Source organism: Arthrobacter castelli DSM 16402, from assembly GCF_000430705.1.
GTDB lineage: Bacteria > Actinomycetota > Actinomycetes > Actinomycetales > Micrococcaceae > Arthrobacter_C > Arthrobacter_C castelli.
Map to the genome: position 1 here is coordinate 1 of NZ_AUMN01000014.1, position 12928 is coordinate 12928.

Consider the following 12928-nt stretch of genomic DNA (forward strand, 5'->3'; position numbering starts at 1 on the left):
GACAACCTGGACGGCATCCTCAGCGGCAACGACACTGAGGCCAACGCCAACCCCGATGTCGACTCCACCGTCGACGCCGACAGCTCCTCACAGAGCAACACTGACCGCGTCGAAGACAACGAGTCCCTGCTGGGCGGACTGCTCTAAGCACCCGCAAAGCAGCAGCCCGCCCAAGGCTGCACGTGTGGCACCCGCTCCCCCAGTCTCCCGGGGCGGGTGCCACACCCATCTCCAGAGGCAATAACCGACGGTCTCCAGCACAGCCTTGGCCGTTTCGTGGACAACCAACACCTTGGCCGCGGCGGTAAAAGACTGGCCCACCAAAGAAAGCGGGACCGAAAAACAGTAGCTGGGGCATCCGGAGTTGGTGCTAATGACCCTAGTGTTTGCTCAGCCAGTCAAATGCCCCGCGATTAGCACCGAAAATGGCATCTGCCTCGGCCGGCCCTCGATGAAACTATTCGTCGCGCCGGGCCTGTCTTCTTCTCTGGTTTTTGCACAGACCGTAAATCCCCGCACCGATCAGCGTGAAGCCGATGGCTCCCATGATGATCTCTTGGTTCAAAAATCCCATGACGAGCAGCAGTAGTCCACCGAGCATGAGCAGCCACCAGTCGAACGAACCCCCTGGACGTCGGTCCTCCGTTCCGGCTGCCAACTCCTCCGCCAGCATCGGGTCTTCTCTGGTAAGTTTCTGCTCCATTTCAGCCAGACGCCGTCGTTCTTCCCCCGACATCGGCATTGTGACCTCCACCCGCGCTGAATGCTCATTGTCAGGCCCAGCCGGGGCCGGCATCCAGCCGTCATGAGGACCCCTCTCACAGAGGACCGCTCGCTTCTTAACGGCCCCCATGAGAGAGGCCAGTAACCACATTACAAAACATAAGGCTGCTTAGTATAGGTTGCAAGTTCTGCTCGATCCTGACAGCTCCCTCAACTGCGGCCAGAACGCTTTATTCGACACCATGTGAAACGAATCCTGGAAGAGGTTGATGATCTCCTCATCACTGAATTTTCTTCCCACAGACACCCCCTCTCCTAGCCGACACGATCCCGGCCCCTTCACCATCGACCTGAACCGGCGGAGAAAACGAGGTAGACTCATTCACTGTAAAGGTGCTCCTTCGATCTGCTTAAGTAGCTGTGTGATGACTACTATTTTCGCGCCCCAAGGGGCACCTTTCACCGCTTAAACACGCCCCCACTGCGGGGCGGGGCCCCGATGGAAGATCGAGGCTAAGCTGCGATGCCTTGTTCGAGCATGGATATATGGTGGTCGACGAGAACCGAATTATCCACAGTGCGGAACTTGGGGTACACCGACCTCCACGACAGGCTGGATCAACTGGCCGGTACCAGGTGCCTCGCACACTCGGAAGCCACTGCGGCAAATTTCAAATCGCATTGGACGATAAGGTTCCGCGCTAAGGATCAGCCAAGTTAGATTCTGACGCCGGCCATTACCGCCGGCCAGAAGTCTACGCCGCCGGTACGCCGGTGCTCCTGGATCCCGACGTACTTATCGGTTCAGTACTGATCGGTTCACCGTTGCGGAAGGGCCATCTCCACGCTGGTTTTGGCGATCAGGAGACCGGCGATCACGATGCTCAGCACCATATAGCGACCTATGCCGACCATAGCCTGCTCGATGTGTTGCGACATACTTGTCACCTCCTTGAAGAACTTGATCGTGCGTTCTTCAAGATATCCCCGAGGTCGGTTACGCCGACTGGTCTTGGCACTGCCGGTGACAATGACGTGGGCACTGATGCTGAAACTATGGCCCCATTCGATAGATCATGTATCATCATTCTGCGATAGTATGGATTGATAAATAAATTGTCTATCTATTGGAGCACACAGATGACTGTGGGAATCCTGACCGAAAAGCCGTCCGCGGCGCGGCATTTTGCCGCGGCACTGGGAGGTGACAGCGGCACGTACAACGGCGAGCCGTATGTGATCGCCCACGCCCGCGGGCATTTGTACGAGTTCGTCGATCCGCACCGGATGGTCTCCGACGCGGACCTGGCCGAGAAATATCGCAAATGGGATCTGGTGAATCTGCCTTGGAACCCGGCGGATCTGTCCTGGCAGCTGGAGACGATCAAAGGGGCCGGGGCGGTCGCCTCCGAAGTGAAACAGAAGCTGGCGCGCTGCGATGAACTCGTGGTCGCCACTGATGTCGATCCGACCGGAGAAGGCGGCATGATCGCCGTCAACGCGTTCCTTGAGCTCGGACTCAAACCGAAGACCTGGTCGCGGATGTATTTCACCGATGAGGCACCGGCGTCGCTGCAAAAAGCTTTCACCTCGCGCCAGAGCATGGCTTTGCTGGTTGATTTCGACGAGTACAAGAAAGCACGTTACCGCTCTCAGTTCGATTTGCTGAGCATGCAGTTCACGCGTATCGCCACCAACATGGCCCACGCTTCCGGACAGAACACCGTGCTGCGCCAGGGCCGGTTGAAGTCGGCTATGACGCTGCTGGTCGGCGATCAGCTGAAGGCCTACAACGACTACGTGAAGAAGCCGTTCTTCCAGAACCGGTTTCGTGACGAAAACGAAGTCATGTATACGAACCCGCAGGAGCCGAGGTTCGACAAGAAAGAGCAGGTGTCGCAGCAGTACGGCCCCTCGCCGGTCACGGTTGACAGCACCGAGACGAAGAAGACCGCTCCCCCGCGGCTGCTGGATTTGGCAACTCTGTCTTCGATGCTGGTGGGCCAGGGAGTCAAGGCAAAGCTGACGCTTGAGACGTACCAGAAAATGTATGAAGCCCAGGTGGTCTCGTATCCGCGCACCGAGGATAAGACCATCACGCCCGAGCAGTTCGACGAACTTGCCCCGCATCTTGATCAGATCGCCTCTGTAGTTGGCGTTGATACGGCGCTGTTGACTCACCGGCAACCACGCAAGTCTCATGTCAAGGCCGCCGGCGCGCATGGTGCTAACCGCCCGGGACCGAAGGTTCCGGCCTCGCTCGACGACGTTGAGCAGCGCTTTGGTGCCACCGGCCGGCTGATCTACCAGACCCTGGCGAAAAACTACCTGGCCATGGTTGCCGAAGATTACGTCTACGAGCAGCAGAAAGGCCACGTCGAAAAGTATCCGGATTTCGCCGGGCTGGCCAACGTGCCGAAAAAACCCGGTTGGAAGGCGGTGTTCGATCCTGATGCCGGTGATGAGACAGCCGACGGTGACGAGAACGAGTCCGCCCGGGGCCTGGGCACCAACGCTGATCCGTTTGTCTTCGAGGGCGCGAACAAGCGCCCGGAGCACCCGAGTATGAAATGGCTGATGAAACAGCTGGAGAAGCGCGACGTGGGCACCGGTGCCACGCGCACCTCGACGTATTCCGACGTGACCTCGACGAAGGCAAAATACCCGCTGCTAGTGGAGAAAGGCAGGAAGCTGCTGTTGGCCGAGGCCGGGCAGATGAGCTGGCTGCTGCTGCCGGGCACCAGGATCGGTGACCTGTCGTTGACCGAGCAGGTCTATGCCGACATGCGTGCCATTGCCGACGGCACCGCCGACGCTGACGAGTGTCTGGCCCGGGTGGCCGACTGGGTTTGTACCGATATTGAGCAGATGCGCACCAACGCGGCATCGATGCGTCAACAGCTGGGCTTGAGCGAACAGACGGTGGTTGGTCGCTGCGAAGGCGTGTGGCAGGCAGCCCCTTCCGGTCCGAAGCAGGTCGCGTTCAAGAAGGTTTTCTCCCAGCATGAGTTCACCGACGAGGAGGTCGGGAAGCTGTTGGCCGGTGAGACGATCTCGTTTGAGGCCACGTCGAAGGCGGGTAAGAACTACACGGCTATCGGCAAGCTCGGCGTCGGCGAATTCAACGGACGCAAGTTCGTCGGTTTCCAGCTCGAGGTTCCCGACCGGCCGACGTCGTGGTGCGGACACCACTTCACCGACGACGAGAAAGGCAAGCTCGAGGCCGGACAGAGCCTGGAGTTCGACGATTTTGTCAGTGCCAGGACTGGCAACACTTTCGGGGCCAGAGTTTCGTGGGATGCGTCAGCCAAAAAGATCGTCCCGGATTTTGGTGTCGACGAACCGCCGCGTTCATGGTGCCAGCATTCTTTCACCGACGAGGAGAAGAAGAAGCTCACCGACGGCGAGTCGGTCTTTGTCACGGGTTTTACCTCGAAAAAAGGAAAAAACTTTGACGCGTCCGTGACGTGGAAAGAAGAGCAGGGCAAGAAGAAGATCGTGCCCGCCTTCGCTTAAAGGTGCGCTCGGACGTTGAGAACGGGTGTTGTCGACCGTGGTGGCTGTTCACAACCACCACGGTCGATGATGTTTCACTGATCTATTTGGATCATTCATATACTGTATGCTGGATGATGAATAACTCATCTATGAGACAGAGTAAATATGATGGCGTGATAGGACATATAGTGAGGGGTCGACATGGCCAAAGAAGTTTTCAAGATGCCTTCGTCGCTGAACCGCAGCTTCTTGGATCACGAGATTACGTTGACCGGCGGCGGGTGGCAGGCGAAGCCGTCGCCGATCAAGCAGCTGCTGTTTTTAACCGGCGGGGTCCTGGTCACTATATGGTTTGTCAGCTCAACGTTCGTGGCTCAGGCCTCTATCGGGATCATTGTCTTATTCGTCATTTGGTCGCTGGCCATGGTCTTCTACCTCGGCGGGCTGACCAGGACGAAAGAGCTGCGGCTGATGACGGTGCCGGCCCTGCTGTCGTATCTTCCCACCCGCGCCCGCAAGGTGGTGGCCAGACGCAGCTCGGACCCCAGCGAATTCGCCTCAATCGTGGGTATCGACAGCATCGAAGAGGGCGGGCGGATCGATTTTTCCGACGGCAGCGTCGGCCAGCTCTACCTGATCGTCGGCTCAGCCAGCTATCTGCTGTTCGATGAAGACCAGCGCGGGATCCTGAACCGGGTCGATGCTTTCTGGCGCAAGGTCCAGACCTCATGCGAATACATCTTCATCACCACCAAGGAGCCGCAGCGGATCCATCACCAGGTGGCGAACCTGGAGCGGCGCAACCGTGAGCTGGGTGTCCGCGACCCGGATCTGCTGGAACTACAGAACGAACAGTACGACATCCTCACCGAACATGTCGGCGGCAAGTTCACGTCGATTCACCAGTACGTGCTGCTCAAAGGCGTCAGTGCCGACGGTCTGCGCCAGGGGCACATGATCCTGCAGGCCGAGGCTGAAGGATCGTCACTGATGGTCAAAGAAGTGACGATGCTCGATCGCGAAGAGACCCGGCAGACGCTGCGGATCTTCTACCAGGGCGTCAACGACGATCCATTCACAACCGGCCGCACCGGAACCTGAGATTTTGACGAGACATGAACACCACAAAGGGGCATCAGATATGGCAATGCTGACGAAGGGCCGAACACCGATCGATACCGAGGCAGCGGATGAAACTGACACCGGTACGACGACCCTGGCCGATGAGCTGATTGGCACCGAGCCGGCGGTGATCGACGACGGCGAAGCCAGTGAACGCACTGCCGCTGTGACGAAGCAGAGTTGGTTCAAGCGCCGGCAGCGGATGAAGCAGGACGGTGGTGAGGCAGGCACCGCCGCCGATGACACCGGCGAGGCCGACACCGATGAACCTGAAAAGAAACAGGGCTGGTTCAAGCGCCGCCAGCAGATGAAACAGCTTGAAGGCCGGTTTGAATCGTATCCTCATCTGCTGGCCCTCAAACCCAAAGAAAAATATGTCTTCCGCTCGGACTACTTCGAAGTCGACAACTCAGTCGGGACCGTGCTGGCGTTCTTTCACGACGAGGCCGCCAAAGACGCCTTTCCGCCGTTTTGGGGCATCGGCCGGATTCCGGACGGTCTTGACGACCGGGTCACGGCCGTGGTGCTGGAACAAGTGACGCGGATGAGCGAGAAGTGGATTGACCAGAACACCAAGCAATCAGAGAAGCTGGACAAGCTCGATTCCGGTGAGCAGGACGATACAGGCACGAAGTCGTCGAAGCGCAAGGCGGAGAAAGTTTCGTCGGACCTGGAGATCATTATCGACGAACTCGCCGACGGTGCCTCATACCTGTCCGTCCAGAACCGCCTGTTGCTCAAAGCCCCGTCCCTGGAAGTGCTCGAAGCATCAATCGAGACCATCTCGCGGTTGTATATCGAACGGTTCAGCACGTTGAGCGTGGCCGCCTATGCCGGTGAGCAGCGCCAGGAGTTGTCGGCGCTGTTGAAGAAGAACGAGAAGAAGCGCGGCAAAGGTTTCTATTTCACGTCCACGGAGCTGGCCGGCTCGCATTCATTGGTGACCAACGGCCTCAACGACCGCCGCGGCGAATATGTCGGCTACATGGTCGGGGACGTGAACAATTCAGCGGTGCTCTTCGATGCCAACAACTACGATCACCATGCCGTCATCGCTGACTCGGCCCTCGGTGACTACCTTAACGGTGTCCAGGTCGCCGACATGTGGTGCTCGAAGCTGTCCCAGTCGGCGCTGCTGTCCAATCACAACGTGGTTCACCTGGTGCTCGACGGGGCGGACATGGACCGGCTTGGCCCGGCCTTCGACGGCATCACCTCCCGGGTGGACCTGAACAGCGGCGACGTCAACATGTTCGAGATGTTCGGTGATGCCGATGACGAACTGGCGATCTTTTCGGCTCAGATGGAGAAGCTCAAGCTCATGTTCGAGCAGCTCTATGAGTCCATCGACGGCTCGGTGGCCTCGATCATCCGCAGTGCTCTCGAAGATACCGCCACCGACTTCTACGTCGAACAGGGTATGTGGTCGCACAACGCCAAGGAGCAGCGCCACCGCCTGCGTGTGGTGGGCATCCCGCACCAGCAGGTGCCCCGGCTGCAGATGTTCGTGTCCTATCTGGCCACCGCGCACAAAGCACTGGTCAACTCATCCAAGGTTGACCCGGACCAGCTGCGCGCGTACAACGTGCTTCAGGGCATTGCCAACGCCATGCTGTCGACCAACGGCGATCTGTTCAACAATCATACGGCTCCGGCGGTCGACGGGGTTCGTGACGCCAAGCGCGTGGTTTACGACTTCTCGCGTTTGATGCGCCGCGGCAAGGGTGTGGCCATGGCACAGCTGGTCAACATCGTCGGTTTTGCCATCGGCAAGCTCGACCGCGGTGACACGGTCATCATCCACGGGGCCGAATACGTCGACGACCGGGTCAAATCCTATATCGAGACGCAGTTCGAACACTTGTATCAGCGTGGCGGACGCGTGGTCTTCAGCTACAACAACATCGACAAGATGCTCGATGACACCGCGTTCAACAAATTCGACGCCGCTGATTTCACCATCTTCGGTCCGATGCGGGACAAGACCGTGGCGGAGTATCAGAGGCAGCTGCACCAGCAGATCCCGCCGGATCTGGCCCGGCTGATCACCCGTCGCGGCGAGAACCTGTCGTATCTGCGCCGCGGCGTCTCCAACGTGGTATTCCAGCCCGATCTGGCACTGGGCATCAACCCTGTCCGCGAAGACCAGCGCCGGGCAATGGCGCTGGTCGTCGGTCAGGCTGAACAGGATGCCCAGTCCAGCGAGCCGACACCGCCGGCAAACAACACCGGCGCGGGCCCTGTGGACTATGGCTCACCGAACGGTTCGACGGATCGTTCGATGAAAATGACCAGAACCAAGCGGAAAGCTCTTTCGACTGATCGGTCCAAGACACGGTCCAAGGCGACGATGAGCAAGCGAGAGATCGGCAATCGAAGGAGCGGGCGATGAACCGGAAGATGACGGTCAGGGTGCGGACGTGTGCCATTGGGAGACCCTCGATCCTGGTGCGCTGCATGGTGGGCATGTTACTGGCGGCCCTGCTGGTGCCGGCCATACTGACGCTGTTCTCCGGCTCGGCCTCTGCCGCCGGTGAGGAAGACACAGCCGACTACAGCCTGTATCAGCTGTCGTCGAACGCGGCATCATATTTCAGCAACGAGAATTCGCCTAAGGGCGACGGTGACAGCGGCGATGAGGCCACAGATGACGCCGCCGAGCGGATGACTGACGAGTGGCATGAAGTCACCAAGCATCCCGGCATGGCCGGTTCATTGCTGGGCTATGCCGACCCGGAGTTCAGCTTCACTGTCAAGTGGCTGTTCTCCGCTGTCTCGGGATCGTCTCAGACACTCAGTTATGACACGTTCAAGACCCCTGACGCCGAAGAGAATATTTATCAGGGTCTGCTGAACTATGCTTATTTCGGTGCCGCCAACGCGGCCCTGGGCTTCGACAGCATGTCCTCGGGTATCGGCGGCGGCATGATTCACGCCATCGCTGGCTCGGTGATCTGGTTCGCCTATGCCCTGTCGATGGGTGTGTCGTGGCTGTTCTGGATGGTGATCCAGATCCTCCAGCTGCTCAACCCGTTCATGTGGTTCGCTGAGGCCGTCAAGAACACCGCCGGCGCGCTCTTCGCCAACGGGATGACGGCCGGTGGCGACAGTACGCTGGCCGATGGCCCCCTGGCGGGGCTGGCAGCGTTTATCGACCAGTGGTATAGCACATTGGTCAGTATTTCGTGGTCTGTTTTAGTGCCGCTGTTCATCGGTTTCCTGCTGTTGAGCCTGGTCTTTTTCAAGAAGATGAACCGTGGATCGGCGATCAAAAAACTCGTCGTGCGTGTGGCCTTCATCGGGCTGGGCCTGCCGCTGATCGGCAGCATGTATACCGGCATTCTCGATCAATTCGATGATTCGCTGGTCGGTTCGCACGCCGGCCCGACCAGGGTCGTGCTCTCCACCTACGTCGACTTCAATGCCTGGATGACGCAGAACCGCCTCTATATTCCCGAGAAAGCCTCCATTTCGTGGAATCCTGACGAAGGGCAGCCGACATCAAAGTCGATACTGTCGGTGCGCACCTCGACCCTGGCGATCAATGCACAGTCCCACGACGCTTTCTCCGATATAAATGTCGGCACATCGTCGCATACCGCGGGCCAGGCCTGGCAGTCGGCTTCGGTCGATCCCAGTGTGGAGAATCCCGACACCGGGGCCGTCCTGGCCACGATGGGCATGCTCGGTCAGTACATCACCAGCCAGTCCATCACCGCCTCCGACTTCGAGTCCGGCATCAAAAGTAATATCACCCAGTTGACCGAAGAGTCGGATGGTGTGACTCAGGCAGAGAAGCGCACGTGGTTCACCGACGACGGTGGCTATGCTAAGGCCAAGGATTTTGGTGAAAAAGGTGATCTGTCGCCGCGCGATCACCCGCTGATCTCCACGGGAGTGGTGGGCCTGGATTGGCAAGCGAACAAGACGGGTGGATCGAAAAAGATCTTCTTCACTCACCAGGAGACCAGAGTCGACTGCGGCTACCGGGTCGTCGACAGTCAGGGCAACCCGGCTAATTGCAACATGTCCCCACTGGCCGCGTACAACTACCTGAACACTTCGTTCGCGCCGCAGTCGATGACGATCTTCTCCTCGGACAAGGCAACCTCGGGTTTCACTCGCGAGACCCATAACGCGGTCAGCCAGGTCGGCACCGGTCCGGCCTCGTTCATGTACTGGGTCAACGCGGTCGTGCTGCTGTTTTCGATCGTCGTCATCGGTTTCTTCTACGCCATCGGCATGCTCGTGGCCGCGATCAAGCGGATGTTCAGTCTGGTCGCGGCGGTGCCGTTTGCCACCATGGGCTCACTGTCGGGCATCAGCAAAGTGATCATTTATACCGTGGCACTGATCCTGGAAATACTGGTGACCTTGTTCCTCTACCAGTTCGTTTCGCAGTTTCTGGTCTCACTGCCGCAGATCATCGAAGGCCCGATCGCCGATCTGGTCTCGGGCACGGAGACCAGTATCTTCAGCAGTGGAGTTCTCGGAGCCGTGGCCGTGGTGGTGATGACCGCCATTTCGACGATCATAATTATCGGGGTCACGTTTGTGCTGATGCGTGTTCGCAAGTCGGTGCTCGAAGCCATGGACGAAGTCGTCACCAAGCTCGTGGACAAGTTCCTGGAGACGAACACACCTCCGCAGCAATCCGGCGATGGATCCGGTGTCATGCCCGCCATGGCCGGCGGTGTCGGCTCCGCTGCCGCCGGTTCCCTGATGAACAAGCAATCCGGCGGAAACAGCGGGTCCGGTTCCCAGCCCACCACAGGCGGCGGCGGATCCGGCCCCAAGTCCGGTGGGACCAATGCCGGCGGGACCAACGGCCCGAAGAAACTGTCCGGCGGGTCGTCTTCAGGTGGACCTCAGTCACAGTTGCCGGCCGGCGGTGCCGGTGGCGTATCACAGACGGAAGGCTCTGCCGGTTCTGCCGGCGGTTCCGGCGGGCCGTCCGATCCTGCTGATCCGAACGGGCAGAACAACCCGGGCGGTGCGTCTGACTCCAGCGGTGGAGCCAATGTCGGCGTCATGGCTGGTGGTAGCGGCACCGGTGACGGCCACGCCGGCGGCGTCGGCGGCTCCGGCCAGCTGGGCACTGACGGCACCAGCGAAGACGGCATCGGTGGCGACGGATCGCAGGGCGAAGGCGGTCTTCACGGTGACAGCGCTCAGAATCCGGTCGAGGCCGATGGCCGCGCCGGCAGCGGGCCCGACGCGGCCGCCGGTTCGCAGGTGCTGACCAGTGTCGGCGCACCGAACAGCGCGCGCACCGACAAGGCCGTGGCCAATGACGTCAACGCCCAGGGCGGACTGTCGAGGCTCGGCGGACCGACCGCTGCCGGCAGTGCGTCGTCGGCCAGCGGGCCCGACGCGGCCGCCGGTTCCACTGATCAGCAGAGTCCCGACGCGAAGCCTGGTTCTTCAGGTTCCGGTGCCGGCTCCGCCACCGGTGCCACCGGCGGGGGTACGAACCTGTCAGGAACCAACGGTTCCACACCGGGTTCACCGTCGCAGAACAGCGCCGGCACACAGGGTGATTCAACCGGTGGGCAGAGACCGGAATTGTCCCCACAGAGCCCGGCCGCGGGCAAGAGCCAGTCCCGGCCCGCAGCAGCACAGGGTGACTCAGCCGGTGGTTCAGCCGGTGGTGTGACCGGTGCTGCTGCAGCCGGCGCGGCTGCCGCTTCTGCAGGCGAGCAGCCGAAGCAGCAGCAACAGCCGCAGACGGTTTCACAACAGTCGAAGGGACAGCAACCACAGTCGAAGCAACCAAAGCAAGTGCACCCAGCGCAGCCGCAGACGACTTCTCAGCGGCCCGCCGAATCTGGGCCACAACAACAAAAGGAGCAACAACCGGCGCAATCGCAGCCAAGGCGGCAGCCGGCACCGCAGCAGAAGGGAGCGCAACCAGTGCAACCTAAGCAGCAGCAAGCGCAGCAGCCGAAGTCGCAGGCGGCACCGCAACAGCCGAGGCAGCAACCGCAACCAAAGCAGCAAGCGACACCGCAGCAGTCGAAGCGGCCAACGCGCCCGGTTCAGCTGGCACAGCCGAAGCCGGCACCCAGGCAGCCGAAGCAGCCAAAGGGCCCCGGCCAGTCGAAACCGAAGCGCTAAAGGTCAGGCACCGACCGGCACGATTTCGTGCCGGTCGGTGTTTTGCTCAAGTGACGACAGACAAGGGTGGTGATGAGTCTGCGATCGCGGCTCCGTGACGATTTCCCGGCCGGCTGGTGGCACTGTCGGCGCTGGTGGACCGACGGTGGCCGGGAACTGGGTTTGTGGCTGGTGGCCATTACGGTCACTGTGATGTTGCTGGCCCGCGTTGTGACAGCTCTGCGCTGTCGCCGCCGGCCGGTTGTCCTGGCGAGAATCAACGGTGAGGCCTTCGTCGCCGCGGGTCTGGCCAACAGCATCATGGTGATATTCGCCGTCATCGCCCTGACCACCGGACCGGCGGCACGGGACCGTTCCTGGCTTTTCGCACTGGTGGCATTTCTGGCGCTATGTGTGCTGAATCTGCTGGTCGCGTCCGTAATGGTGGCTGTGCTGGCCGTCTCCCGGCTGACCAACAAATTCGAGTGGTCGGTGATCGACTACATCGACCGGCACGGCGTGCGGGGATCAGCACCGCCGCAGACCTGTGCCGAGTACGAGGCCGAGCGGATGCGGGACTTTCTTGGCGGTCGGTGAAGACGGCGACGTGAAGGAGGCCCGTGGGATGCTCCCCACGGGCCTGCTGTGATGTTGTTCTAATTTGGGTTAGTTCGGCTAATCCGAACAGGTCTCCCGGTGTTCTTTGAGCTGGGCCTGGGCCGCATCGGTCCCTTCACGGGTGAAGGTTTCGCCTGCTATCGAAAGAGCATCGTCAGTCATGGAGATCTGGTCATTCCCCTCCCACGTGCCTTCCTGCGTCCAGATGACTTGTGTTTGATTGTCATTGAGTTGACCGATACTTTTCTCGTCTGCCTTCGGTGTATTGCTACAGTAAAATGCTTGATAGGTTATAGTGTTTCCGTCAATGGTAAGGGTGGTATAACCGGCATTGGTGGCGGACTCGACTTCACCAATGTATTTACCGTCGGCTCCACCACCGCAGGCAGTCAATCCGAAAGCCAACGCGGGCACCGCCGCCACGATCAGAAGACTTCTTTTCATCGTCGCGGACATCATGATTTGTGCTCTTTCGTATCGGTGCCTGGTTGGTCACTGTATGTTATTTAACATACATATTTCTTTACCATTGTCGCATAGGAGCTGGTGCTTCAGCGTTTTGGCGGATCACGACCGCGACGAAAATACAGTAACCACGTCCGACTCGGATATGTGCTTCAACAGTGGCACGATGGTGGTTATGAGCGCTGACGTCGTCCACCACCTGTATACTCGCCCCGCTGATCTGTTGCCCTGGTGCGGGACCACACCCGGACCCGATGAACGCACCGGCGACTGGAACACCGGCCACGACCGGGACCTATTGCTTGAATGCGTCTCGGCCGGGCTGCCCTGCTGTGCGGCGTGCCTGTCGCCGCAGGCCCTGGGCGGCTGGACACCGCTGATTCTGGAAGAGGAATAAGCCTCGGCT

8 protein-coding genes are annotated in these 12928 nt (G+C 59.9%); 6 read left to right on the forward strand and 2 right to left on the reverse strand.

The genetic code is table 11. The features are described from left to right. Nucleotides 1–457: 457 nt before the first annotated feature. On the reverse strand, nt 458–742 hold the full coding sequence (locus tag H535_RS27905; RefSeq protein WP_162144892.1) for a DUF3040 domain-containing protein: 285 nt from the start codon (nt 740–742) through the stop codon (nt 458–460). 1121 nt (nt 743–1863) lie between these two features. On the opposite strand from H535_RS27905, the gene H535_RS0114980 reads away from it, so the two are divergent. The 5 genes from H535_RS0114980 to H535_RS0115000 all read left to right on the forward strand — a co-directional run bounded on the left by H535_RS0114980 (nt 1864) and on the right by H535_RS0115000 (nt 12036). After that, entirely contained in the window at nt 1864–4239 is a 2376-nt protein-coding gene (locus H535_RS0114980; RefSeq protein WP_026820190.1) for a type IA DNA topoisomerase, read from the forward strand. 183 nt (nt 4240–4422) lie between these two features. Beyond that, nucleotides 4423–5322, forward strand: a complete 900-nt coding sequence (locus tag H535_RS0114985) for a hypothetical protein (protein ID WP_026820191.1) — start codon at nt 4423–4425, stop codon at nt 5320–5322. Nucleotides 5323–5362: 40 nt separating this feature from the next. After that, the gene (locus H535_RS25800; RefSeq protein ID WP_211236607.1) at nt 5363–7735 is read left to right on the forward strand and encodes a hypothetical protein; all 2373 of its coding nucleotides are present in this window, start codon (nt 5363–5365) and stop codon (nt 7733–7735) included. Continuing rightward, entirely contained in the window at nt 7732–11460 is a 3729-nt protein-coding gene (locus tag H535_RS0114995; RefSeq protein WP_026820192.1) for an ABC-2 family transporter permease, read from the forward strand. The genes H535_RS25800 and H535_RS0114995 overlap by 4 nt, the downstream gene beginning before the upstream one ends. Nucleotides 11461–11532: 72 nt before the next feature. Next, the gene (locus H535_RS0115000) at nt 11533–12036 is read left to right on the forward strand and encodes a hypothetical protein (protein WP_026820193.1); all 504 of its coding nucleotides are present in this window, start codon (nt 11533–11535) and stop codon (nt 12034–12036) included. 78 nt (nt 12037–12114) lie between these two features. Here H535_RS0115000 and H535_RS0115005 read toward each other — a convergent pair whose 3' ends face one another. Beyond that, a complete protein-coding gene (locus tag H535_RS0115005; RefSeq protein WP_026820194.1) occupies nt 12115–12516 on the reverse strand; it encodes a hypothetical protein in 402 nt (133 codons plus the stop codon). Between the two features lie 181 nt (nt 12517–12697). Here H535_RS0115005 and H535_RS0115010 point away from each other — a divergent pair, with 181 nt between their 5' ends. Further along, a complete protein-coding gene (locus H535_RS0115010; RefSeq protein WP_162144893.1) occupies nt 12698–12919 on the forward strand; it encodes a hypothetical protein in 222 nt (73 codons plus the stop codon). Nucleotides 12920–12928 lie beyond the last annotated feature (9 nt).